This is a genomic window from Variovorax sp. GW823-FHT04F07, assembly GCF_058795995.1.
Genome location: NZ_JBXAIG010000005.1, coordinates 333,671 through 356,136, shown reverse-complemented (window position 1 = coordinate 356,136; position 22,466 = coordinate 333,671). Strand labels below are relative to the sequence as shown.

The window sequence follows — 22,466 nt, the reverse complement described above, 5'->3', positions numbered from 1 at the left end:
TCAGCCCTCGGCGCGGCTGCGCCGGAAGATCGCGTAGTTGCCGTTCGCCATCCCCACGAGCACCTCGCCCACGTACAGCCGCGACTCCAGGTTGGCGACGGTGCGCCCGCGGTTGAGCAGCGTGGTCCTGCAGACGACCTGGCCTTCGAACACGGGTTTGAAGTAGTTCATCTTGATCTCGATGGTGGCGCAGATCTCGCCCGCCTCGAGCGTGGGGTACAGCGCCGTGCCCATGCCCGTGTCGGCCAGCGCATACAGCACGGCGCCGTGCACCACCTCGTGCGGGTTCAGGTGCTGCGGCGCGACGACCAGCGTCATGGTGCTGGCGCCGGCGGTGGCTTGCTCGCAGTGCAGGTCGATCAGTTCGGCGAAGGGGTGTTTCATGGCGACGGGAAATGAACGGACCGGCCGACTGTAGACCGCACGGCCGTCAGTCGCCGAGCGCGCGATAGAAGTAGGTGGTGCCGCACGGCGTGCCGTCGGGCAGCAGCGCGTAGCCGGGGATGGTGCCCACGCGCAGCCAGCCGCAGCGGGTGTACAGCCGCTCGGCCTCGGGGCTGGAGGTGTCGAGCACCAGCAGGGTCTTGCCGTGGTCGCGCGCGCGCTGTTCGGCGCCCTTCATCAGCAGCGCGCCGAGGCCGTGGCGGCGTGCGCGGCGGTGCACCAGCATCTTCGCGACCTCGCCGCGGTGCGGCTGGTTCTCGGGCTGCGCCAGCACCAGCTGCACGGTGCCGACGATGCCTGCGTCGTCCTCGGCCACGAGCAGCTCGCGCTCACCGCGCGCCACGCCGTCGGCCACGTGGCGCCAGAAGGCCCGCGCGCGCTCGGGCGTGAGCGGCTGCATGAAGCTCACCGAGGCGCCGCCCTCGACGCAGTCGATGAGCACGTCGGCCAGCGCGTTCAGCTCGGCCTCGGTGACGGAAGAAAGGGCGCGCAGGCGCGGGGTGGTGGCAGCAGTCATGGTCATTTCCGGTTGGCGTGAGAAGGCGCGCTGGTGATGACGACCGCGTAGCGCGCCGTCTCGTCAGTGGGGTTGAAGTAGCTCGTCGGCCGGTCGAGCACGAGCGCGAGGCAGTCGCCCGCTTCGAGCCGGTGCTGCTGGTCGCCGACCGCGAGTTCGATGCAGCCTTCGAGCACCCACACCTGCTGGTGGATGCGCGGCTCGCGCGCGCCGGTTTCGTAGGCCACGCGCGCGCCGGACGGAAACAGCACCTCGACGATCTGGATCGGCGAGGCATCGCCGCCGGCCGAGACGTTGCGACGCAGGTAGCCCGAATGCGGATCGCGCCATTCGAGCTGGTCGGCGCGGCGCGACACCGGGCTGGCGGCCGGCGCGTCGGACTCGAACAGCGAGGCCAGCGGCACGCCCAGGCCGGTCGCGAGTTTTTCGAGCAGCACGGCCGTCGGGCTGCTCTCGCCGCGCTCGATCAGAGAGATCATGGAGCGGCTGACGCCGCAGTGCGTGGCCAGGGCGTCGAGCGAGAGATCGCGCGCGGCGCGCAGGGCGCGCACACGCTGGGCGATGCGGTCGTTGAGGCTGGGGGGCGAAGCTGATTCTTCTTTCATATTGGATTAAATGTCCAATAAAATAGAAATTCAGTCAACCCCGGGGTCGAAGCGGCTCGTCTTGGCCGCAGAGACTTGCTCGTCGAAGTGACTGTTCTTTGGAGAAATATTCATGCCGATCGCTGAAATCATCCAACACATCACCACCACCGACGCACCATGAGCGCCAACGATCCCGCCCCCCTGCCCTCGACCTTCGCCACCTTCGCCGACGGCCCCGCCGCGCCGTCCGCGCTGCGCGCCCGCATCACGGCCGCCTGCCGGCCGACCGAATCGGAAGCGCTGGCACCGCTGCTCACACAGGCCCGGCTGCCGGCCGACCAGGCCGCCGAAGCCCACGCCCTCGCCCATCGCATCGCCCACCAGCTGCGCCAGCGCAAAAATGGCGGCGGCCGCTCGGGCCTCGTGCAGGGCCTGCTGCAGGAGTACGCGCTGTCGTCGCAGGAAGGCGTCGCGCTGATGTGCCTGGCCGAGGCGCTGCTGCGCATTCCCGACGCCGACACGCGCGACGCGCTCATCCGCGACAAGATCGCCCAGGGCCAGTGGCAGGCGCACGCGGGGCACAGCCCGTCGGTGTTCGTCAACGCCGCCACCTGGGGCCTGCTGCTCACGGGCAGGCTGGTGGCCACGCACAGCGAGACGGGCCTGTCGGCCACGCTCACGCGGCTGATCGGCAAGGGCGGCGAGCCGCTGATCCGCAAGGGCGTGGACATGGCGATGCGCATGATGGGCGAGCAGTTCGTCACCGGCGAAACCATCGCGCAGGCGCTGGCGCACGCGCGCACGCTCGAGGCGCAGGGCTTTCGCTATTCGTACGACATGCTCGGCGAGGCCGCGCTCACGGCCGACGACGCGCGCCGCTACCGCGCCGCGTACGAAGACGCGATCCACGCCATCGGCCGCGCCTCGAACGGGCGCGGCGTGTACGGCGGGCCGGGCATCTCGATCAAGCTGTCGGCGCTGCACCCGCGCTACAGCCGTGCGCAGTACACGCGCGTGATGGCCGAGCTGTACCCGGTGCTGCGCGACCTGGCGCTGCTGGCGCTGCACTACGACATCGGCCTGAACATCGACGCCGAAGAAGCCGACCGGCTCGAGCTCTCGCTCGACCTGCTGGAGCGCCTGTGCTTCGAGCCCGCGCTGGCGGGCTGGCAAGGCATCGGCTTCGTGGTGCAGGGCTACCAGAAGCGCTGCCCCTTCGTGATCGACTGGGTGATCGACCTCGCGCGCCGCAGCGGCCACCGGCTCATGGTCCGGCTCGTGAAAGGCGCCTACTGGGACAGCGAGATCAAGCGCGCGCAGCTCGACGGGCTCGCGGGCTACCCGGTCTACACGCGCAAGGCCTACACCGATGTGTCGTACCTCGCGTGCGCGCGCCGCCTGCTCGATGCGCCCGACGCGGTGTACCCGCAGTTCGCGACGCACAACGCCCACACGCTGGCCGCGATCTACACGATGGCCGACCCGTCGCGCTACACGCCGGGGCAGTACGAATTCCAGTGCCTGCACGGCATGGGCGAGCCGCTGTACGAGCAGGTGGTGGGCCCGCTCGGGCGGCCCTGCCGCATCTACGCGCCGGTGGGCACGCACGAGACGCTGCTGGCCTACCTGGTGCGGCGGCTGCTGGAGAACGGCGCCAACACCTCGTTCGTGAACCGCATCGCCGATGCATCGATTCCGCTCGACACGCTGGTGGAAGACCCGGTCGCGACCGTCGAGCGCATGGCTGCGCAGGAAAGCGCGATGGGCCTGCCGCATGCGGCCATTCCGCTGCCGGCCGCTCTTTACGGCACGCAGCGTGCGAACTCGCAAGGCCTCGACCTCGCGAGCGAAGACACGTTGCATGCGCTCGCGGCCACGCTGCGCGCCAGCGCGACCGAGCCGTGGCGCGCCACGCCGATGCTCGCTGCGCCACGCGCCGAAGACGAGGCCGGTCGCACCTGGGCCGACGTGCGCAACCCGGCCGACCGCCGCGACCTCGTCGGGCAGGTGCAGGACGCGGTGCCGGGCGATGTGGCCTCGGCCATTGCCCAGGCCGAAGCCATCGCCGCCGCGTGGGCCGCCACGCCACCCGCCGAACGCGCCGCCGCGCTCGAGCGTGCCGCCGCATCGCTCGAAGCGCAGCAGCCGCGCCTGCTCGGCCTGTTGATGCGCGAGGCCGGCAAGAGCGGCGCCAACGCCATCGCCGAGGTGCGCGAGGCGGTCGACTTCCTGCGCTACTACGCGGCGCAGGCGCGCACCGACTTCGCCAACGCCACGCACCGCCCGCTCGGGCCGGTGGTGTGCATCAGCCCGTGGAATTTTCCGCTGGCGATCTTCACCGGCCAGGTGGCCGCGGCGCTCGCGGCGGGCAACCCCGTGTTGGCCAAGCCGGCCGAGCAGACGCCGCTGGTCGCGGCCGAGGCGGTGCGTGTGCTGTGGGAGGCCGGCGTGCCGCGCGCGGCGGTGCAGCTGCTGCCGGGGCGCGGCGAGACCGTCGGCGCCGCGCTGGTCGGCGACGCGCGCGTGCAGGGCGTGATGTTCACGGGTTCGACCGAGGTCGCGCGCCTGCTGCAGAAGACGCTGGCTGCGCGCCTCGGCGCGCACGGCGCGCCGGTGCCGCTGATCGCCGAGACCGGCGGGCAGAACGCGATGATCGTGGACTCGTCCGCGCTCGTGGAGCAGGTGGTGGCCGACGTGATGGCCTCGGCCTTCGACAGCGCCGGCCAGCGTTGCTCGGCGCTGCGCGTGCTGTGCGTGCAGGAAGAAGCGGCCGACCGCCTCGTGGCGATGCTGCAGGGCGCGATGGCCGAGAGCTGCATCGGCAACCCCGCGCGGCTCGCGGTGGACGTGGGCCCGGTCATCGACGATGAGGCGCGCGACGGCATCGAGCGCCACATCGCCGGCATGCGCGGGCGCGGCCGGCGCGTGTTCCGCCAGGGCCGCGAGTTCGGCCACGACACGCGCCACGGCACCTTCGTGCTGCCCACGCTGGTCGAGCTGGAACACCTGGGTGAGCTGCAGCGCGAGGTGTTCGGCCCCGTGCTGCACCTGCTGCGCTACCGCCGCCGCGACCTGGGCGCGCTCATCGGCCAGATCAACGGCAGCGGCTACGGCCTCACGCTGGGCGTGCACACGCGCATCGACGAGACCATTGCGCAGGTGGTGGCACAGGCGCAGGCCGGCAATGTCTACGTGAACCGCAACATGGTCGGCGCCGTGGTGGGCGTGCAGCCCTTCGGCGGCGAAGGGCTGTCGGGCACCGGGCCGAAGGCCGGCGGGCCGCTGTACATGGCGCGCCTGCTGTCGGCGCGGCCCGACGACGTGCTGGCGCGCGCCGTGGCCGAAGACCGCCCCGTTGCACCTGCCAGCGGCCTCGCGGCGCTCGAAGGCTGGGCGCGCGACACGGGCCGCGACGCGCTGGCCGCGCAGTGCCGCCGCTTCGCCGGTCTGGTCCACGTCGGCCGCGCACGCACGCTGGCCGGCCCGACCGGCGAGCGCAACGTCTACACGCTGCAGCCGCGCGAGGCCGTGCTGTGCCTCGCCGATGCGCAGGCCGACCGGCTCGTGCAGCTGGCGGCCGTGCTGTCGGTCGGCAGCACCGCCATCTGGCCCGCCGATGCGCCCGGCGCGCACGCGCTGCTGGCCGCGCTGCCCGACGAGGCGCGCCACGCGGTCGTGCTCGCCAACGACTGGCGCGCGCCCACCGTGGTCTTCGATGCCGTGCTGCACCACGGCGACGCCGGCCACCTTGCCAGCGTGCTGCAGCAGGTGGCGGCGCGGCCCGGCCCCATCGTCGGCGTGCGCGGCTTCGCGCCCGGCGATACGGGCATCCCGCTCGAAAGCCTGGTGCTGGAGCGCGCGCTCAGCGTCAACACGGCCGCGGCCGGCGGCAATGCGAGCCTGATGACGATCGGTTGAGCAGGCTTATTTGTCGAACGCCGGGTCGATCGGCACGCGGTAGCCGTTCACCAGCCGGTTCGTCTCGTTCGCCATGCCCACCACGGCCATCAACTCGGCGAACATGGCCGGCGTCATGCCGGCCTTTTCCGCGCCCGCGTGGTGGCTCGCGATGCAGTAGCCGCAGTTGTTGGTGACGCTCACCGCGAGATAGATCATTTCCTTGACCACCGGGTCGAGCGCGCCCGGCGCCATCACCTCCTTGAGGCTGGCCCAGGTGCGCTTCAGCGTGGCCGGGTCGTTGGCCAGGTACTTCCAGAAATTGTTGACGTCGGGCACGTTGCGCGAGGCCTTGATGTCGTCGAACACCGCGCGGACCTCGTCGGAAGCGGCGGCGTGCTCGATGGGCTGGGGTTTCATGCGATCTCCTGAAGTGTGAATGCGGGATGGAAAGCAACATTTGCTTTCGGTACCTTCACATTTATTGTGAATTAGGTCCTAGGTTCACGCGCCCTGCGGTTCATACAGTCGAAGCGTCACACATCAAGCGCGCCATCAGGCGCCATCTCAGGGAGAAGAGAGAACCATGGAACACGTCACACAGCACGTGGGGGGCGGTGCGCGCGCCGCATTCGTCTGCAAGAAGAAAACCAGAGGCATCGCGGGCGCCGTGCTCGCACTGGCCGCCGGCCTCGCCGGCCCGTCGGCCTGGGCCGATGTGAGCCTGGGCGGCACCAGCTACACCACCGGCTCGGGCGCGGTCTGCAGTTCGGGCGGCGCCGGTCCCACGTGGGCCTGCCAGGTGCCCAACGGCAGCGGCGGCTTCGCGCTCATCACCGGCGTGCCGACCGACCCCGTAAACGGCGGCCCCGATGCCGCGGCCTTGCAAGGCATGGTGAGCGGCAACCTCGGCGGCGACGCGCTGCTGCTCGGCGGCACGGCCGCCAAGGCCACCGGCTTCGGCAGCGTGGCGGCGGGCTCCGACGCGCGCGCCACCGAAACCTACGCCACCGCCATCGGCTCCACCACCGTGGCCGCGGGCGTCAGCAGCACGGCCGTGGGCAACGTGGCCCAGGCCTTCGGCACCAACGCCACGGCCATCGGCGCCAACACCACCGCGGTGGCTACCAGCAGCCTGGCGGCGGGCGACCGCGCCACCGCGAGCGACATCAATTCGACCGCGCTCGGCGCCAACACGCAGGCGCGCAAGAAGAGCAGCCTGGCAGCCGGCGACAAGGCGATCGCCGACGGCATCAACGCCGCCGCGCTGGGCGCGAACACGCAGGCGCTGGCCGACAGCGCCGTGGCCGTGGGCGACCGCGCCACCGCGGGCGCCGAATCGGCCGTGGCCGTGGGCCGCCAGAGCACGGCCTCGGCCGCCTCGGCCGTCGCCATCGGCACGGGCGCGACGGCGAGCGCCATCAACGGCGTGGCGCTGGGCGCCGGCGCCACCGCCGACCGCGCGGGCATGAACGGCCAGCAAGAGCGCTTCTCGAACGTCGTCGTGGGCTCCACGCAGGGCGCGGTCTCGGTCGGCAGCGCGGGCGGCGAGCGGCAGATCACCAACGTGGCGGGCGGCACGCAGGCGACCGACGCGGTCAACGTGCGCCAGCTGCAGGCCGTGCAGGCCGGCGCGGTCAACTACGTGACCAACGTGGACGGCAGCGTGAACCACAACCAGATCGTGCTGGGCAACGGACAGGCGCCCAACGGCACCACCGTGTCCAACGTGGCGCCCGGCGTGGCCGGCACCGACGCCGTGAACGTCAACCAGCTGAACGCACAGAGTGCGCAGTGGCGCGACGCCATCCGCGTGAACCAGCGCGACGCCAACGCCGGCACCGCCGGTGCGATGGCCATGGCCGGCATGCCGCAGGCCTACATGCCGGGCAAGAACATGATCGCGGCCGGCATCGCCGGCTACGAGGGGCAGAGCGCTCTCGCGGTCGGCTTCTCGAGCATCTCGGACAACGGCAAGTGGGTGATGAAGTTCACCGGCTCGGCCAACTCGCGCGGCAAGGTCGGCGTCTCGGCCGGCGCGGGCTACCAGTGGTGAGCCGCATGAACCCCAGAACCGCCATCGCTCCAGGCCCCACGCATTCCTCCTTCATGACACGCACCTCTTTTCTGCCCACCGCCGCGCTGCTGGCCTTGCTCACGCTCGCCGGCTGCACCTCGTACGTGAGCCGCGGCATCGACAGCGACGGCAAGGCCACCGAACTCGTCTGGCCCGGCGCCGACCAGCAGCAGACCTGGCAGACCGAAGGCAGCTTTCCGAACCGCGAGAACCTGCGCGCCATCGGCCCCGGCGCCACCAAGGACCAGCTGTACGCGCTCATCGGCCGCCCGCACTTCGACGAAGGCATGGCCGCCGTGCGCGAGTGGGACTACGTCTTTCACTTCCGCTCGGGCGGCGGTGCGACGAGCTGCCGCTACAAGGTGATCTTCGACACGGCCTACAAGGCGCGCAGCTTCCACTGGAACCCGGCGATCTGCGCCGAGCTGGCCAAGGGCTGATCAGCCGCCCTGCGGCGGCTCCGGCCGCCGCCACAGCCACGTCAGCACGACCGCCATCGAGCCGATGGCGACGCCCGCGAGCCACGGCTTGTGCGCCGTCAATACGATGACGACCGCGCAGAACGCCATCGCCGCGGTGGCGCTCCACTTGGCGCGCCGGCTCACGGTGCGGCCGTTCTCCCAGTTACGCAGCAGCGGCCCGAAGAGCCGGTGATTCAGCAGCCAGCGGTGCAGCCGCGGCGAGCTGCGCGCGGCGGCCCAGGCGGCCATCAGCACGAAGACCGTGGTCGGCATGCCCGGCGCGACCACGCCGATGGCGGCCAGCACCAGGCACAGCGCGGCAAAGACCATCAGCAGCCAACGCACGAGCAGCGGCAACGGCCGGGGCTCCACGGCAGCGGGCGGGTTCTGGGGGTCTTCGGCGGGCGTCACGGGCCGATTGTCTTTCTTTCTCTTTCACCGCACCGACGCGCTTGATTCAGATCAACCGCGCGCCGCTTTCGGCTGCCGATACTGGACTTTTACATCCACCTGCAAAGTTCTGAAGACCATGGCCCACCTTGTATGGAAGACCGAGCTCAATACGGGGATCCATGAGATCGACACGCAGCACCAGCGCATCGTGCAGTACATCAATGCGCTGGACGATGCCCGCCGCACGAACGACCGCAAAGTCGTGGGCCGGATCATCGAAGAGACCATCGACTACACCGCCTCGCACTTCGCGTTCGAGGAGGCCATGATCGAGGACGCGGGCTACCCCTTCACGGGCCCGCACCGGAAGGTGCACGAGATCTTCGTGCGCCGCGTCACCGAATTCCGCACGCGCTTCGAGCACGGCGAAGAGGTGCTGGCCGAGCTGCACGACATGCTCTCGCGCTGGCTGTTCAACCACATCCGCCATGAGGACGGCGCCTACGTGCCGACCGTGAAAGCGCACCTGCACACGACGGATTCGTCCGCGGAAGTGCTGGTCCACGCGCAGGTGCGCAAGGCGGTGCAGCAAGGCGGCGCCGCGGGGCAGGTCAAGATGGGGTGGATGCGGCGCCTGTTCGGCGGGTGACGCGGCTCTGACGTCGCGCCACCGCCGCATCACTCCTCCACGAAGGCTTCTTCGCGCTTGGCCTTCACCGAAGGCAGCAGCACCACGACGAGCAACAGCGCCGCCGCGGCCAGCAGCCCCGCCGACAGCGGGCGCATGACGAACACGCTCCAGTCGCCGCGCGACAGCAGCAGCGCGCGGCGCAGGTTCTCTTCCATCATCGGCCCGAGGATGAAGCCCAGCAGCAGCGGCGCGGGCTCGCACTTGAGCTTGAGGAACAGGTAGCCCACGATGCCGAAGATCGCGACCATCCACACGTCGAAGGTGTTGTTGTTCTCCGAGTACACGCCCACCGCGCAGAACAGCACGATCGACGGAAAGAGCCACTTGTAGGGAATGGTCAGCAGCTTGATCCAGATGCCGATCATCGGCAGGTTCAGCACGATGAGCATCAGGTTGCCGATCCACATCGAGGCGATCAGGCCCCAGAACAGCTCGGGGTTGCTGGTCATCACCTGCGGGCCCGGCTGGATGTTGTGGATGGTCATCGCACCGACCATCAGCGCCATCACCGCGTTGGGCGGAATGCCCAGCGTCAGCAGCGGAATGAAGGAGGTCTGCGCACCGGCGTTGTTGGCCGACTCCGGCCCCGCCACGCCGCGGATGTTGCCCTTGCCGAAGGGCACTTCGCCCTGCTTGAGCTTGATGCGCTTCTCGATGGTGTAGGCCGCGAAGGCCGACAGCAGCGCACCGCCGCCCGGCAGGATGCCCAGGGCCGAACCCAGCGCGGTGCCGCGCAGCACAGCGGGCGTCATGCGTCGGAAGTCTTCCTTGGTGGGCCACAGGCCCTTGACCTTGGCGGTGAACACCTCGCGCTCATGCTCGGGCACGGCCAGGTTGGCGATGATCTCGCCGTAGCCGAACACGCCCATCGCGATCGCGATGAAGCCGATGCCGTCGGTCAGCTCGGGAATGTCGAAGCTGTAGCGCGCCACGCCCGAGTTGACGTCGGTGCCCACGAGGCCCAGTGCCAGCCCGAGCAGGATCATCGTGATGGCCTTGAGCAGCGAACCCGACGCCAGCACCACGGCGCCGATCAGGCCCAGGATCATCAGCGAGAAGTACTCGGCCGGACCGAACTTGAAGGCCAGCTCCGTCAGCGGCGGCGCGAAGGCGGCCAGGATCAGCGTGCCGACGCAGCCCGCGAAGAACGAGCCCAGGCCCGCCGCAGCGAGCGCCGGCCCGGCCCTGCCCTTGCGCGCCATCTGGTAGCCGTCGATCACGGTCACCACCGACGACGATTCACCCGGCAGGTTGACCAGAATGGCGGTGGTCGAGCCGCCGTACTGCGCGCCGTAATAGATGCCGGCCAGCATGATGAGCGCCGACACGGGCGGCAGCGCGTAGGTGGCGGGCAGCAGCATCGCGATGGTGGCCACGGGGCCGATGCCCGGGAGCACGCCGATCAGCGTGCCCAGCAGGCAGCCGACGAAGGCATAGACAAGGTTCTGCGCGGTGAAGGCCACGCCGAAGCCGATCGAAAGATTGGTAATCAGGTCCATTGTTCTCTTGGATTTCTTGTTGTTCTGCGCGGGTCAGCCAGCGATGAAGGTGGGCCACACCTGGAACTGCAGCTTCAGTGCCACCACGAAGGCCAGGTAGCTGCCGAGCGCGAGCACGGTCGCCAGCAGGGTCACGCCCTTCCAGCCGAAGCTGTCGCCCGCCAGGCTCGCGATGAAGGTCAGCGCATAGATCGCGACGATGAGCCCCATCGACGGCAAGCCGATGCTCGGCAGCCCGCCGAGCAGCACGCCGAACACCAGGTTGGCGCCGATGATGAACAGCAGCGGCTTCCATGCGATGCGGCCCACGGGTTCGCCGTCGGCGGTCTCGACCGTGAGGGCCTTGAACGTGATCAGCACGCCCATGCACGCGATGAGGATGCCCACGATGAGCGGAAAGTAGCCGGGGCCCATGCGGGCGCCGGTGCCCACGTTGTAGGTCGTGGCGCCCCATGCGAAGGCCACGCCGAAGGCGCTGAAAAGCACGCCCGAGCAGAAGTCTCTCTGACTCTTGATTCTCACCGTTGATGTCTCCTGGAACTGCGTTGATCGGCACAGGATGTGCGTCAGCGATCCTAGGAATTCAGCGCGGCGGTGTGTATGAACAAAGCATTGCCATTCGGCAATGTTCGAGGCGCAAGAAGACGGTGAAGGCGCCGCTCAGCCGTCCGCCGTCGGCAGGTCGATGCAGGCGCGCAGGCCCGGGCGGGCATCGCCGAACTGCAGGCGACCGCCGTGCAGCGCCACCACCGCCTGCACGCTCGCGAGCCCCAGGCCGTGGCCCGGCGTGCTGTGGTCCAGCCGATGGAAGCGCACGCCCAGGCGCTCGTACTCGGCGCTCGGAATGCCGGGGCCGTCGTCCTGCACGAACAGCTGCGCACGCCCGTCGACCGTGTGCGTGCCGATGCGCACGGTGGCGCCGGCCCCGCCGTACTTCAGCGCGTTGTCGAGCAGGTTGGCCGCCGCGCCCGCGAGCAGGTCGCGGTCGCCCAGCGCGATGGCGCGGTCGGCCGGCTCGCGCAGCAGCGCGATGCCCCGCACCTCGGCCACCGCCTCGTACAGCTCCGCCACGTCGTCGGCGATGACATGCAGCGCCACCGGCGCGAACTGCTGGCGCCGCGCACCGGCCTCGACCTCAGCGATCTGCAGCAGCTTCTCGAACATCACCGCCAGCTCCTCGAGCTCGCGGATGGCGGTGGCCACAGGCTCGCGCTGCGGATGGTGGGCGTCGCCGAGCCCCGCCTCCACCGCACGCAGGCGCACCAGCACGCGCGTGAGCGGCGTGCGCAGGTCGTGCGCGATGGTGTTGGACACATGGCGCACGCCGTCCATCAGCGACTGGATGCGGTCGAGCATCGCGTTGATGTCGCCCTCCAGCAGCGCGAACTCGTCCTCCTGCCCCGAAGGCGCCACGCGCTCCTGCAGCTCGCCCGCCGCGATGCGCGCGGCCGTGCGCCGCACCGCGCCCACGCTGCGCTCCAGCTCCTGGCGGAAGACGAAGGTGCCGCCGATGAGCAGCAGCACCGCCACGATGCCCGCCGCCGCGCTGGCGCTGGCCACCAATGATTCGATCGACTCCTGATCGCGCAGGTCGTGCCCCACCACGAGCATGCCGCCGTCGGGCAGCGGGCGCATCACGAGATAGGCGATGACAGTCTGGCCCGCGCGCACCACGCGGCGGTGCACGCCGTCGCCCGCATCGGGCGCCAGCGAGGGCATCTGGTCGAGGTTGCCCGCGCGCTTGTGGCCCTCGCGGTCGGTGAGCAGGTAGATCTCGTTGTCGGAGTTGCGGCCGTCGGAGAGCGCATGGGCGATCTCGCCCGCCACGCCCTCGGCGCCGCGCGCTTCGTAGCGCACCACCAGCTGCTGCACGCTGGCAGCCACCTGCCGCACCATGCGTTGCTGCAGCACGCCCACGGTCTGCATGTAGACGATGGCCAGCGCGGCCAGCATCGTGATGGCCACGAGCAGGCCGTAGTAGAAGGCCAGGCGAAAGCCGACCGAGCGCCACAGCTGGCGCAAGGCCCGGGTCATTGCGGCGCGGCCAGCGTGTAGCCCACGCCGCGCACGGTGTGGATCAGCGTCGGCGCGCCGCCCGCATCGAGCTTGCCGCGCAGGCGGCTCACCTGCACGTCGATCACGTTGGTCTGCGGATCGAACTGGTAGTCCCACACGGCCTCGAGCAGCATGGTGCGCGTGACCACCTGGCCCGGATGCATCATGAGATAGGCCAGCAGCCTGAACTCGCGCGGCTGCAGCGCGATGGGCCGGCCGCCGCGCTCCACGTGGCGGCGCGCCAGGTCGAGCGTGAGGTCGGCCAGCTGCAGCGTGCGGATCTCGGGCCCGCTGCGCGAACGGCGCACCAGCGCCTCGGCGCGCGCCGCGAGTTCGGAAAAAGCAAAGGGCTTGGCCAGGTAGTCGTCGCCGCCGGCCTTGAGCCCGCGCACGCGCTCGTCGAGCGCGCTCAATGCGCTGAGCACCAGCACCGGCGTCTTCTTGCCGAGGGCGCGCATCGTGGTGAGGATCGACAGGCCGTCCACGTCGTTGGGCAGCATGCGGTCGAGGATGACCAGGTCCCACGTCTCGCCCGTGGCGCGCGCGAACGCATCCGCGCCGTCGCGGCTGATCACCGCCACGTGGCCGAGCGAGCGGAAGCCTTCGGCGATGTAGCGCGCGTTGTCGGCATCGTCCTCGACGATGAGGCAGTTCCAGATGACGGTGGGGCCGAGCACGTCAGTCGGTGCGGCCACGGCAAAAAATACCCATGGATGGCGGTGCGGTTGTGCTCACGTTGCGGCCCCTGGAATGCAGGGGCGTGCGACACAAATCCTAGCCCAGCTGGAAGCGGGAAAGGCCCACGTTTCATTACCGTTTGTCCATGAAGGCCGCGCGGTCGCGTGGTCGCGTGTGCGAGGAGCTGATCTGGACCCATCAAGTCGAAGACCACACTCACTCTCCGTTCACCAGAGACACCCCGTCCACCGGCTTGCGCATCCATTTCGCAACGTCCACGCCCAACCCTTGAATCACTGCGTCCATTGCGCTGCATTCGGTCGTCTCCGCCGTGATATCCGCGTAGGGGATGTGCACTTGGCGCAGGGCCTTGAATTGCGCAGGGGGCAGTCCCGGTCGTTCAAGCACCGCATGGATGACCACGATCGTGGGGCCGCCGGCGCTGACGGTCACGATGTCCATGATGTCGATCTTCAGCAAAAGGGCGGCCTCCCTGCCGGGCCCCGGCACGGGGCGCACAACCTCATACCGCGCCTTCAACTGATCTTGCACGGCCTGACGCAGCGGGTCCGGCACGCCGCACGCGTCATCGGCTTCGGACATCCGGCGGCCCTGGTCATGTCCGTACGCGACGGGCGGCAGCACCACCGTGGTGGAGGCAGCAGGCGCGGGTCGCGTTCGCTCGGGCGGCTGGGAATCGTGTGAACCGCAAGCAGCCAGAAGTGCGCTTACCGCCATCGCGATGCACGTGTTGCGCACGAAGGCAGGCGAAGCCTCTGCAGGCGCATTGGAGGTAAAGCAGGCCGGCGGCACCAAGACGCGATTTGTTACATTAGTCCGGGGGTTGGAGGAATTTTGCAGGACCGACTACCTACCGGGCGATCGCCCGGCCAAATCAACTATAAGGAAAAATGCTACATGCACACCATCAATTACAAGATGGAGTACTCGATTCTCGAGTACGTTTTCGGCCTGATTGGCCCGGCAATTATCATTGCCGCCATTTTTTATCCGATTGCGGATCTGAAAATAGGCACCCTTCGGCTTCACCTGCCGACCGGCGTGGCCAATGGCGTTCTCATGTTGATCGGGGCTTACGTCACGTACCTTACGGTCGGAACACTTTTCAAGAAGCGCGCAGCCAACAGCCAGGGCGCCAGCATTGTTCTTGATGAAAAGGGCATGTCTTTCACGACCGTCAAGAAATTCTCGGGCGTACTGACCACCGTGGGCTATGACGCCATCAATCAAGTCACCATCACGGACATCCCGGAAACCTCCACATCGAGTGCGGAGAAAACAGTAGAAATCAGCACGCCGTCGATGGCACCCAAGAAGCATGAGTTCGATGCCATTCACATGGTGAAGGATTCAGACTTTGAAGTTCTTGTGAATGCGCTCAAGCATCGCGCCGTCAATGCCACCTTCAAGCAAATCTGACCCATGGGTTTCTTGAAGAAGTTGTTCCAGATAGTTTCCGGCAAAAAATACAGAAATTGCCCCGATGGGGCCGCCGCGGATCCGGCGGCGCAGCGCGCACTTCAAGCGGGGCTCATCAACTCCGAACAGATCATGGCGTATTGCGACAGCTACGCAACGGGGCTGTCGGACGATGCGCTCGCCGAGGGACTTGGCTCGCACTGGGGCATACGCTCGCCCCAGGAGGCTGCTGAAACCCTGGCGTCACTCGGTCGCCATGGCCATCGCTTTTTTTACGACATTGTTTTTCGTATTTACAGCGATGGTGCTTCAGGAGAGGAGCGCCAGGAGGTTCTCGAGGCCTTGATCGCCAGCGGTCGATACGGCTCCCCGAAAACGGTGCGCGAGCAGATTGCCGCGCAGGGGCCGTGTGAGGAAAAAGACCTCGTTTTTTCGGCTTTGGAGCAGGCCTTGGAGATGCTGGAGAATTTGCGATCCGTTTTTCGTCTTCTCGAAGACAAAGTCAATGGCTCGTACCTTCCCAAGGATTACAGCGCCGGCATCCTTGCCTGGGATCTGGGCCGCCTCGTCACGGTTGCGAGGATGTCATTGGACCGCAAATACATCGAGCAGGCTGAATTCGATCGCATTCTTTCGCATGCAGACAAAGAATTGCGCTCGAATTTTTCGTCCTGGCCGCAGTTTGCAAAGAGCTACATCATTGGCCGGGCCAGTTGGGCGGGTCAGAATATGACGCTGGGCGGAATCATCGGCATTGCCGAAGATCTCATGACCGATGAACGGAGCCCTTGGGTGCTGTCGCCTCTGTGAGTCGCATTCGACGACAGCGCTGGAAAAGATCCAGCTCGTCGGATCACTCCCTGTTGATTTCCGTGGACGCTTGATCCACCTTTCCATCGCGAACTGACCGGCCGCAATGTCTTGCGGCCGTTGTTCGCATGGAGGACTGGATTACTCGTAAACGGAAATCAACAAATTCAAAGTATTTACGACGCTATTTACGCGTTCAAGACTTTATTTGGCGAGATCATCAGGATCGCGCCGCCCACGCACGCTCACTCCACCGTCACGCTTTTCGCGAGGTTGCGCGGCTTGTCCACGTCGGTCCCGCGCGCGCACGCCGTGTGGTACGCCAGCAGCTGCAGCGGCACCACGTGCAGCAGCGGCGACAACGCGCCGTAGTGCTCGGGCATGCGGATCACGTGCAGGCCTTCGCCGCTGGCGATCTGCGTGTCGCCGTCGGCCAGCACGTAGAGCACGCCGCCGCGGGCGCGCACTTCCTGCAGGTTGCTCTTGAGCTTTTCGAGCAGCGCATCGTTCGGCGCCACGGCGACCACGGGCATCTCGCTGGTGACGAGCGCGAGCGGGCCGTGCTTGAGTTCGCCGGCGGCGTAGGCCTCGGCGTGGATGTAGGTCACTTCCTTGAGCTTGAGCGCGCCTTCGAGCGCGATCGGGTAGTGCAGGCCGCGGCCCAGGAACAGGGCGTTGTCCTTGCGCGCGAAGTCTTCGGCCCAGCCGATGATCTGCGGCTCGAGCGCGAGCACCGACTGCAGCGCGACGGGCAGGTGGCGCATTTCCTTCAGGTAGCGCGCCTCGTCGAGCGCGCTCAGGCGGTTCTTGGACTGCGCGATGGCCAGCGTGAGCAGGAACAGGCCCGCGAGCTGGGTGGTGAAGGCCTTGGTCGAGGCCACGCCGATTTCGACGCCGGCGCGCGTGATGTAGGCCAGCTTGCACTCGCGCACCATCGCGCTGGTGGCGACGTTGCAGATGGTCAGCGTCTGTTCCATGCCCAGCGAGCGCGCGTGCTTGAGCGCGGCCAGCGTGTCGGCGGTTTCGCCCGACTGGCTGATGGTGACGACCAGCGTCTTAGGGTCGGGCACGGAGTCGCGGTAGCGGTACTCGCTGGCGATCTCGACCTGGGTGGAGATCTTCGCGATGCTCTCGAGCCAGTACTTGGCGGTGCAGCCGCTGTAGTAGCTGGTGCCGCAGGCCAGGATGAGGATCTTGTCGATGTCCTGGAACACGCGGTGCGCGCTCGCGCCGGTGGCGCCGTCCTGCCCGATGCCGTCGAACAGCTCGGGCACGATGCCCTCGACGCCTTCGAGCGTGTCGCCGATGGCGCGCGGCTGCTCGAAGATTTCCTTTTGCATGTAGTGGCGGTACGGGCCCAGTTCGGCCGCGCCGCTGTGGGCGTGCACGGTGCGCACGGTGCGGGTGACGGGCTTGTGGTTCTTGTCGACGATCCAGTACTTGCCCGGCTGCAGGTCGACCACGTCGCCTTCTTCGAGGTACACGATCTGGTCGGTCACGCCGGCCAGTGCCATGGCGTCGCTGGCCAGGAAGTTTTCGGTGCCGTCCTTGCCCGCGCCCAGGATCAGCGGCGAGCCGGCGCGCGCACCGATGACGCGCTGCGGTTCGTCGCGGCAGATGACGGCAATGGCGTAGGCGCCATGCAGTTGCAGCACGGCGGCCTTGACGGCTTCGAACAGGTCGCCGTTGTAGAGGCTGTCGACGAGGTGGGCGATGACCTCGGTGTCGGTCTGGCTCTCGAACACGTAGCCCTTGGCCTCGAGCGCGGCGCGCAGCGGCTCGTGGTTCTCGATGATGCCGTTGTGTACGAGCGCGATGCGGCCCGGGCGCGCGGCCGGCGCGTCGGCGCCGACGCCGTGGCTGAAGTGGGGGTGCGCGTTGTGCACGGCCGGTGCGCCGTGGGTGGCCCAGCGCGTGTGGGCGATGCCGGTGAGGCCTTCGACCTTGTCGTCGCGCACCTGGGTCAGCAGGTCGGCCACGCGCGAGGTGGTGCGCGCGCGGCTCAGGCCGCCGGCATGCACCGCGACGCCGCAGGAGTCATAGCCGCGGTACTCGAGCCGCTGAAGGCCCTGGACCAGGACCGGAACGATGTCGCGATGGGAGGCTGCGCCGACGATGCCGCACATGGGGTGTACCTTGTCTTGAAGAACAGAAGGGCTCGATGGTAGGTAGACGCCCAAGAAATATGGCGTCTAAATTTCCTCAGTTTCGGACTTTTATTTCACCAAAACCCATAGATGGAGTTTTATTCCATAATTTCAACTCATATGGAATTATTCTCCCTCGACGCCATCGACCTCAAGCTGCTCGACGCGCTCCAGAACGACGCCTCGCAGACCAACCAGCGCCTGGCGGCCGAGGTCGGCATCTCGCCGCCGACCTGCCTGCGCCGTGTGCAGCGCCTGCGGCAGGAAGGACTCATCGAGCGCCAGGTCGCCCTGCTCTCGCCCGACCGCCTCGCCACGGTGCTGGGCCACGGCCTGCAGGCGGTGGTGGAGATTTCATTGGACCGGCAGGACGCCGCCGCGCTCGACGCCTTCGAGGCCCGCGTGATCGCGGACGATGCGGTGCAGCAGTGCTGGCGCGTGTCGCCGGGCCCCGATTTCGTGCTGGTGGTGGTGGCGCGCGACATGCCCGGCTACGGCGCGCTGACGCAGCGGCTGTTCACGGCCGACGCCAACGTGCGCAACGTGAAGGCGTTCTTCAGCCTCAAGCGCGCGAAGTTCGGGGCCCGCGTGCCGCTGGGCTGACGCGGGTTCCCGACCCGATCAGCGCTCGCTCGCCGCCTCGCGCAGCGCTTCGAGGAAGGTGCGCCGCCACCAGTGGATGTCCTGCGCCCGGATGCGCGACAGCAGCTTCTGGTGTCGCTCGCGCCGCTCTTCCAGCGGCATCTGCAGCGCCTGCTGCACCGTCTCGGCCGTGCCGTGCGTGTCGTACGGATTCACCAGCAGCGCTTCCTTCAGCTGCTCGGCCGCGCCGGCGAAGCGCGACAGCACCAGCACGCCGGGGTCGGCCGGGTCCTGCGCCGCGATGTATTCCTTGGCCACGAGGTTCATGCCGTCGCGCAGCGGCGTCACCAGCCCCACGGCCGCCGCGCGGCACAGGCCGGGCACGCGGCGCCGCGCCACCATGCGGTGGATGTAGCGCACGGGCATCCAGTCGAGCTCGCCGTAGTCGCCGTTGATGGCGCCGCACAGCGATTCGAGTTCCTTGCGGATGTCGGCGTAGGCGTCGACGGTCTCGCGCGTGGGCGAGGCGATCTGGATCAGCGTGGCGCTGCGGCGGTTCTCGGGGTAGTTGGCCAGCAGCTCGCGGAACGAGCGAACGCGCTGCGGAATGCCCTTCGAGTAGTCGAGCCGGTCGATGCCCAGCAGCAGCCGGCGGCTCGAGTACTCGCGCTTCATGGTCTCGTACATGTCGCGCGACTCCTTGGCGTGCGTGAGCGCCGCGAACTCGTCCACGTCGATGCCGATGGGGAAGGCGTTGCAGCGCACCGTCTGCCCGTAGGCGCGGTACATGTCGTTGCCCAGGTACTCGCCATGAGCCTCGTTGCGCACGTAGTGCTCGAAGTGCTGCACGTCCTGCTGCGCCTGGAAGCCGATCAGGTCGTACGAGAACAGCGAGCGCATCAGCCATTCATGCTGCGGAATGGCCGCGATGATGATCTGCGGCGGCAGCGGAATGTGCAGGAAGAAACCGATGCGCTGCTTGCAGCCCATGGCGCGCAGCTCGGCGGCCAGCGGCATCAGGTGGTAGTCGTGGATCCAGATGATGTCGTCATCCTTCAGCAACGGCATCAGCTTGCGCGCGAACAGCTGGTTCACGCGCCGGTAGCCGCCGATGAAGCCGGCATCGAAATGCGCCAGGTCCAGGCGGTTGTGGAACACCGGCCAGAGCACGTCGTTGCTGTAGCCCAGGTAGTAGCTGTCATGGTCGTCGCGGCTCAGGTCGAGCGTGGCCAGCGTCACCTTGCCGGCCTGCTGCTTGTGCATCTCGCCTTCGCCCGTGGGCCCGCCTTCGACGATCTGCCCACTCCAGCCGAACCACAGGCCGCCGCTTTGCTGCAGGCTCTCGCCCAGGGCCACGGCCAGGCCGCCGGCGGCGGGCTTGCGCGGGTCGGCCACGCGGTTCGAAACAACGACGAGACGACTCATATGCACGAATCCCAGGGAGCGGACAGGCGCACGGCCGCATTGATGATGCCGACCATCGAATAGGTCTGCGGAAAGTTGCCCCACATCTCGCCCGTGACCGGGTGCGTGTCTTCCGAAAGCAGCCCCAGCGGGTTGCGTGCGGCGAGCATGGTCTCGAAGATCTGGCGCGCCTCGGCCTTGCGGCCGATCTTGGCCAGCGCGTCGATGCGCCAGAAGGTGCAGATGTTGAAGGCGGTTTCGGGCTTGCCGAAGTCGTCGGCGGCTTCGTAGCGGCGCATGTAGGGGCCGTCGCACAGCGACTTTTCCATGGCGTCGACGGTGGAGATGAAGCGCGGGTCGCGCGCATCGATCAGGCCCACCTCGACCATCAGCAGGATGCTCGCGTCGAGCTCGTGCCCGCCGAAGCTTTCGGCAAAGGCCTGGCGCTCTTCGCACCATGACTTGGCCAGGATTTCTTCCTTCATGCGTGCCGCATGGCCGTGCCAGTAGGCGGCGCGTTCGGGTAGCTCCAGCGTGCGCGCGATCTTGGCGAGGCGGTCGCAGGCGGCCCAGCTCATGAGCGCCGAGCTGGTGTGCACGCGGGCGCGCGTGCGCAGCTCCCACATGCCGGCGTCGGGCGTGCCGTACACGCGCACCGCCTGCTCGCCCACGGCCTCCAGGTGCGGAAACTCGGCCACGCCCGCGCGGCTCAGCAGCCGGTGGTCATGAAAAGCCTGCGCCGCGCCGAGCACGATGTTGCCGTACACGTCGTGCTGGAAGTGCTCCTGCGCCTGGTTGCCCACGCGCACCGGACCCATGCCGCGGTAGCCGGGCAGGCCCTCGACGAAGGACTCGGGCAGCTCACGCTCCAGCCCGATGCCGTACAGCGGCTGGATGTGCTCGCCGTGCGAGCCGATCACCACGTTGCCGAGCCAGCGCAAATAGTCTTCCATCGTGCCCACCTCGCTCAGCGAGTTGAGCGCGCGCACCACGAAGAAGGCGTCGCGCAGCCAGCAGTAGCGGTAGTCCCAGTTGCGCTGGCTGCCCGGCGCCTCGGGGATGCTGGTGGTCATGGCGGCCACGATGGCGCCGGTGTCCTCGTACAGCGAGAGCTTGAGCGTGATGGCCGCGCGGATCACCGCGTCCTGGTACTCGAAGGGAATGGCCAGGCGCTTGCTCCAGGTGCGCCAGTAGGCGATGGTTTCCTGCTCGAACTTGCGCGCGGTGTCGGCGATGCCTTCGAGCAGCGTCTCGTCCACGCCGAACATGAAGTTGTACTCGCGCGAGATCACGAAGGGCTGGCGCGACAGGATGTGCGAGATCGACGCGTCGGTGTTCAGCCGCAAGGTCACGTCGGGCCCGACATAGCGGATGTGGTTGCTGCCGCGCGTGACCTCGGTCGGCGCCGAAGCGCCCCACTGGAAGCGCGGGTCGAGCGCCACGCGGATGCGCGGCGCGCCGGCAATCGGGCGCACGCGGCGCACCATCATGAGCGGGCGGAAATAGCGCGAGCGGCTGTGAAAGCGCGGCGCGAAGTCGGTGATCTCGATGCCCTGCCCCGCGCTGTCGAACAGCTGCGTGCGCAGCACGGCGGTGTTGGGCTCGTACCACTGCTTGCTGGAGGCGAAGTCCTCGATCTCGATGGCCCAGGCGCCGGCCTCCTCGCCGGGGTGCAGCAGCGCGTTGAAGACCGGGTCGCCGTCGAAGCGCGGCAGGCAGCACCAGACGGCGCGGGCGCGCGCATCGATGAGCGCGCTGTAGGCGCAGTTGCCGATCACGCCGACATTGAGCGAAGGCTCGGCCGGCGGCGCAAAGCCGCGCGGCGGGGCCGCAGCCACTTTCGCGGCGTCGACGGGCGCCTGGTCGTCGGGGCCTGCCGCGCCGGCCAGGGCGTCGCCCGCGCGGTCCTCCGGAGCCTTCGGCAGTTGTTGTTCGCTCATGCGGGCTTCCTCGGTGATGGTGTCTGGGGGGCAGGCGCGGCCAGCAGGTCGCGCGCCTGCACCAGCCATTCGTAGACCGCGCGCGGCGATTCGAGCCGGTGCAGCGCCAGGCTCGGCCCGGCGCCGACCTTGATCGCGACGCCGCCGCGCGGCTGCACGACGGCAAAGCCGCTCTCGTCGGTGGTGTCGTCGCCCGCAAAGACCGGCGTGCGGCCCGCGAACGGCGCTTCGGTCATGAAGGCTTCGATCGCGAGGCCCTTGTTCACGCCCGAAGGCTTCACTTCGAACACGAACTTGCCGTGCATGAGCTCGAGCTGCGGACGACCTTCGATGGCGCGCGCCATCGCGTCGCGGCACACGGCCTCCAGCTGCGGCGCGAGCCGGTAGTGCAGCGCGATGGCGCCGTGCTTGCGCTCCACCAGCAGGCCTTCGTGGATGCGTGCGAGTTCGTTGGCCACGTCCAGGATCGGCACAAGGTCGGGCGGGCGCTGCTCCTGCATGCCGCCTTTGGCATCGCGGCGCTGCACGCCGTGCTCGCCGGCCGCGGGCAGCCGCAGCGGCGCGAGAAAACGGTCGATGGCATCGATCTGGCGCCCCGACACCACGGCGAGCGCGCCGCCGAGCAGGTCGCGCAGGTCGCTCAGCAGGGGCACGAGGGCGGGCGGCACCTCGATGGCTTCAGGCGTGGCGGCGAGGCCGACCAGCGTGCCGTCGAAGTCGAGAAAAAGGGCGGCGTCCCGGCCCGGCGGAGGTGGCAACTGGGCGTTGCTGCTGGAGGACTTTGGCATTGGGAAAAACCATAGCACGGCTCGCACGCGGCGCGTGTCGGCCAAAGTCCCGGCGT

At 68.3% G+C, this 22,466-nt stretch carries 21 protein-coding genes; 7 read left to right on the top strand and 14 right to left on the bottom strand.

Annotated features, from left to right (window positions below):
* From AC1RAA_RS23520 to AC1RAA_RS23510, 3 genes are read right to left on the bottom strand one after another with little or no spacing between them, the layout of a single operon-like run.
* Window positions 1–384: a PaaI family thioesterase gene (locus AC1RAA_RS23520; protein ID WP_095743667.1), complete on the bottom strand. Its 384-nt coding sequence runs from the start codon at window positions 382–384 to the stop codon at window positions 1–3.
* Between the two features lie 46 nt (window positions 385–430).
* Window positions 431–961 carry a GNAT family N-acetyltransferase gene (locus AC1RAA_RS23515; RefSeq protein ID WP_235944231.1) on the bottom strand — a complete coding sequence of 177 codons (531 nt, stop codon included), beginning with the start codon at window positions 959–961 and terminating at the stop codon, window positions 431–433.
* A 2-nt stretch (window positions 962–963) separates the two neighbouring features.
* Window positions 964–1,566, bottom strand: coding sequence for a helix-turn-helix domain-containing protein (locus AC1RAA_RS23510; RefSeq protein ID WP_492732211.1), 603 nt, complete (start codon window positions 1,564–1,566; stop codon window positions 964–966).
* Window positions 1,567–1,725: 159 nt separating this feature from the next.
* On the opposite strand from AC1RAA_RS23510, the gene putA reads away from it, so the two are divergent.
* Window positions 1,726–5,466, top strand: a complete 3,741-nt coding sequence (putA, locus tag AC1RAA_RS23505; RefSeq protein ID WP_492732213.1) for a trifunctional transcriptional regulator/proline dehydrogenase/L-glutamate gamma-semialdehyde dehydrogenase — start codon at window positions 1,726–1,728, stop codon at window positions 5,464–5,466.
* A gap of 6 nt (window positions 5,467–5,472) precedes the next feature.
* Here putA and AC1RAA_RS23500 read toward each other — a convergent pair whose 3' ends face one another.
* The gene (locus tag AC1RAA_RS23500) at window positions 5,473–5,865 is read right to left on the bottom strand and encodes a carboxymuconolactone decarboxylase family protein (protein WP_062481171.1); all 393 of its coding nucleotides are present in this window, start codon (window positions 5,863–5,865) and stop codon (window positions 5,473–5,475) included.
* A 166-nt stretch (window positions 5,866–6,031) separates the two neighbouring features.
* On the opposite strand from AC1RAA_RS23500, the gene AC1RAA_RS23495 reads away from it, so the two are divergent.
* Together AC1RAA_RS23495 and AC1RAA_RS23490 are read left to right on the top strand one after the other, a co-directional pair.
* Window positions 6,032–7,501, top strand: a complete 1,470-nt coding sequence (locus AC1RAA_RS23495; protein ID WP_492732215.1) for a YadA family autotransporter adhesin — start codon at window positions 6,032–6,034, stop codon at window positions 7,499–7,501.
* A 53-nt stretch (window positions 7,502–7,554) separates the two neighbouring features.
* Window positions 7,555–7,962: an outer membrane protein assembly factor BamE gene (locus AC1RAA_RS23490; RefSeq protein ID WP_159273917.1), complete on the top strand. Its 408-nt coding sequence runs from the start codon at window positions 7,555–7,557 to the stop codon at window positions 7,960–7,962.
* On the opposite strand, the gene AC1RAA_RS23485 is transcribed toward AC1RAA_RS23490, so the two are convergent.
* Window positions 7,963–8,394, bottom strand: a complete 432-nt coding sequence (locus tag AC1RAA_RS23485; RefSeq protein ID WP_370869682.1) for a YbaN family protein — start codon at window positions 8,392–8,394, stop codon at window positions 7,963–7,965.
* Window positions 8,395–8,512: 118 nt separating this feature from the next.
* On the opposite strand from AC1RAA_RS23485, the gene AC1RAA_RS23480 reads away from it, so the two are divergent.
* Window positions 8,513–9,025, top strand: a complete 513-nt coding sequence (locus AC1RAA_RS23480) for a bacteriohemerythrin (RefSeq protein ID WP_307695548.1) — start codon at window positions 8,513–8,515, stop codon at window positions 9,023–9,025.
* Between the two features lie 29 nt (window positions 9,026–9,054).
* On the opposite strand, the gene AC1RAA_RS23475 is transcribed toward AC1RAA_RS23480, so the two are convergent.
* From AC1RAA_RS23475 to AC1RAA_RS23455, 5 genes are all read right to left on the bottom strand, one after another.
* Window positions 9,055–10,566 carry a tripartite tricarboxylate transporter permease gene (locus AC1RAA_RS23475; protein ID WP_492732217.1) on the bottom strand — a complete coding sequence of 504 codons (1,512 nt, stop codon included), beginning with the start codon at window positions 10,564–10,566 and terminating at the stop codon, window positions 9,055–9,057.
* Window positions 10,567–10,599: 33 nt separating this feature from the next.
* Window positions 10,600–11,088: a tripartite tricarboxylate transporter TctB family protein gene (locus AC1RAA_RS23470; RefSeq protein ID WP_062481184.1), complete on the bottom strand. Its 489-nt coding sequence runs from the start codon at window positions 11,086–11,088 to the stop codon at window positions 10,600–10,602.
* A 138-nt stretch (window positions 11,089–11,226) separates the two neighbouring features.
* The gene (locus tag AC1RAA_RS23465) at window positions 11,227–12,600 is read right to left on the bottom strand and encodes a sensor histidine kinase (protein ID WP_492732219.1); all 1,374 of its coding nucleotides are present in this window, start codon (window positions 12,598–12,600) and stop codon (window positions 11,227–11,229) included.
* The gene (locus AC1RAA_RS23460; RefSeq protein ID WP_159274070.1) at window positions 12,597–13,280 is read right to left on the bottom strand and encodes a response regulator transcription factor; all 684 of its coding nucleotides are present in this window, start codon (window positions 13,278–13,280) and stop codon (window positions 12,597–12,599) included. The genes AC1RAA_RS23465 and AC1RAA_RS23460 overlap by 4 nt, the downstream gene beginning before the upstream one ends.
* 235 nt (window positions 13,281–13,515) lie before the next feature.
* Entirely contained in the window at window positions 13,516–13,902 is a 387-nt protein-coding gene (locus AC1RAA_RS23455; protein WP_492732220.1) for a hypothetical protein, read from the bottom strand.
* Between the two features lie 315 nt (window positions 13,903–14,217).
* On the opposite strand from AC1RAA_RS23455, the gene AC1RAA_RS23450 reads away from it, so the two are divergent.
* Together AC1RAA_RS23450 and AC1RAA_RS23445 are read left to right on the top strand one after the other, a co-directional pair.
* The gene (locus AC1RAA_RS23450) at window positions 14,218–14,739 is read left to right on the top strand and encodes a hypothetical protein (protein ID WP_492732221.1); all 522 of its coding nucleotides are present in this window, start codon (window positions 14,218–14,220) and stop codon (window positions 14,737–14,739) included.
* 3 nt (window positions 14,740–14,742) lie between these two features.
* Window positions 14,743–15,549 carry a DUF1266 domain-containing protein gene (locus tag AC1RAA_RS23445; protein WP_492732222.1) on the top strand — a complete coding sequence of 269 codons (807 nt, stop codon included), beginning with the start codon at window positions 14,743–14,745 and terminating at the stop codon, window positions 15,547–15,549.
* Between the two features lie 245 nt (window positions 15,550–15,794).
* Here AC1RAA_RS23445 and glmS read toward each other — a convergent pair whose 3' ends face one another.
* On the bottom strand, window positions 15,795–17,675 hold the full coding sequence (gene glmS / locus AC1RAA_RS23440) for a glutamine--fructose-6-phosphate transaminase (isomerizing) (RefSeq protein ID WP_062481190.1): 1,881 nt from the start codon (window positions 17,673–17,675) through the stop codon (window positions 15,795–15,797).
* A gap of 141 nt (window positions 17,676–17,816) precedes the next feature.
* Between glmS and AC1RAA_RS23435 the strand changes: the two genes are divergently transcribed.
* Window positions 17,817–18,299, top strand: a complete 483-nt coding sequence (locus tag AC1RAA_RS23435; RefSeq protein WP_492732223.1) for an Lrp/AsnC family transcriptional regulator — start codon at window positions 17,817–17,819, stop codon at window positions 18,297–18,299.
* An 18-nt stretch (window positions 18,300–18,317) separates the two neighbouring features.
* On the opposite strand, the gene otsA is transcribed toward AC1RAA_RS23435, so the two are convergent.
* From otsA to otsB, 3 genes are read right to left on the bottom strand one after another with little or no spacing between them, the layout of a single operon-like run.
* Window positions 18,318–19,703: an alpha,alpha-trehalose-phosphate synthase (UDP-forming) gene (gene otsA / locus AC1RAA_RS23430; protein ID WP_307583131.1), complete on the bottom strand. Its 1,386-nt coding sequence runs from the start codon at window positions 19,701–19,703 to the stop codon at window positions 18,318–18,320.
* A complete protein-coding gene (locus AC1RAA_RS23425) occupies window positions 19,700–21,622 on the bottom strand; it encodes a glycoside hydrolase family 15 protein (protein ID WP_492732225.1) in 1,923 nt (640 codons plus the stop codon). The genes otsA and AC1RAA_RS23425 overlap by 4 nt, the downstream gene beginning before the upstream one ends.
* Window positions 21,619–22,410, bottom strand: coding sequence for a trehalose-phosphatase (otsB, locus tag AC1RAA_RS23420; protein ID WP_139705317.1), 792 nt, complete (start codon window positions 22,408–22,410; stop codon window positions 21,619–21,621). Before otsB ends, AC1RAA_RS23425 begins: the two co-directional genes overlap by 4 nt.
* Between the last annotated feature and the right edge of the window lie 56 nt (window positions 22,411–22,466).

Coding starts and splice junctions, on each gene's coding strand:
- AC1RAA_RS23520 (WP_095743667.1), bottom strand. CDS start 384: ATGAAACACCCCTTCGCCGAACTGATCGACCTGCACTGCGAGCAAGCC.
- AC1RAA_RS23515 (WP_235944231.1), bottom strand. CDS start 961: ATGACTGCTGCCACCACCCCGCGCCTGCGCGCCCTTTCTTCCGTCACC.
- AC1RAA_RS23510 (WP_492732211.1), bottom strand. CDS start 1,566: ATGAAAGAAGAATCAGCTTCGCCCCCCAGCCTCAACGACCGCATCGCC.
- putA (WP_492732213.1), top strand. CDS start 1,726: ATGAGCGCCAACGATCCCGCCCCCCTGCCCTCGACCTTCGCCACCTTC.
- AC1RAA_RS23500 (WP_062481171.1), bottom strand. CDS start 5,865: ATGAAACCCCAGCCCATCGAGCACGCCGCCGCTTCCGACGAGGTCCGC.
- AC1RAA_RS23495 (WP_492732215.1), top strand. CDS start 6,032: ATGGAACACGTCACACAGCACGTGGGGGGCGGTGCGCGCGCCGCATTC.
- AC1RAA_RS23490 (WP_159273917.1), top strand. CDS start 7,555: ATGACACGCACCTCTTTTCTGCCCACCGCCGCGCTGCTGGCCTTGCTC.
- AC1RAA_RS23480 (WP_307695548.1), top strand. CDS start 8,513: ATGGCCCACCTTGTATGGAAGACCGAGCTCAATACGGGGATCCATGAG.
- AC1RAA_RS23475 (WP_492732217.1), bottom strand. CDS start 10,566: ATGGACCTGATTACCAATCTTTCGATCGGCTTCGGCGTGGCCTTCACC.
- AC1RAA_RS23465 (WP_492732219.1), bottom strand. CDS start 12,600: ATGACCCGGGCCTTGCGCCAGCTGTGGCGCTCGGTCGGCTTTCGCCTG.
- AC1RAA_RS23455 (WP_492732220.1), bottom strand. CDS start 13,902: ATGTCCGAAGCCGATGACGCGTGCGGCGTGCCGGACCCGCTGCGTCAG.
- AC1RAA_RS23450 (WP_492732221.1), top strand. CDS start 14,218: ATGCACACCATCAATTACAAGATGGAGTACTCGATTCTCGAGTACGTT.
- AC1RAA_RS23445 (WP_492732222.1), top strand. CDS start 14,743: ATGGGTTTCTTGAAGAAGTTGTTCCAGATAGTTTCCGGCAAAAAATAC.
- glmS (WP_062481190.1), bottom strand. CDS start 17,675: ATGTGCGGCATCGTCGGCGCAGCCTCCCATCGCGACATCGTTCCGGTC.
- AC1RAA_RS23435 (WP_492732223.1), top strand. CDS start 17,817: ATGGAATTATTCTCCCTCGACGCCATCGACCTCAAGCTGCTCGACGCG.
- otsA (WP_307583131.1), bottom strand. CDS start 19,703: ATGAGTCGTCTCGTCGTTGTTTCGAACCGCGTGGCCGACCCGCGCAAG.
- AC1RAA_RS23425 (WP_492732225.1), bottom strand. CDS start 21,622: ATGAGCGAACAACAACTGCCGAAGGCTCCGGAGGACCGCGCGGGCGAC.
- otsB (WP_139705317.1), bottom strand. CDS start 22,410: ATGCCAAAGTCCTCCAGCAGCAACGCCCAGTTGCCACCTCCGCCGGGC.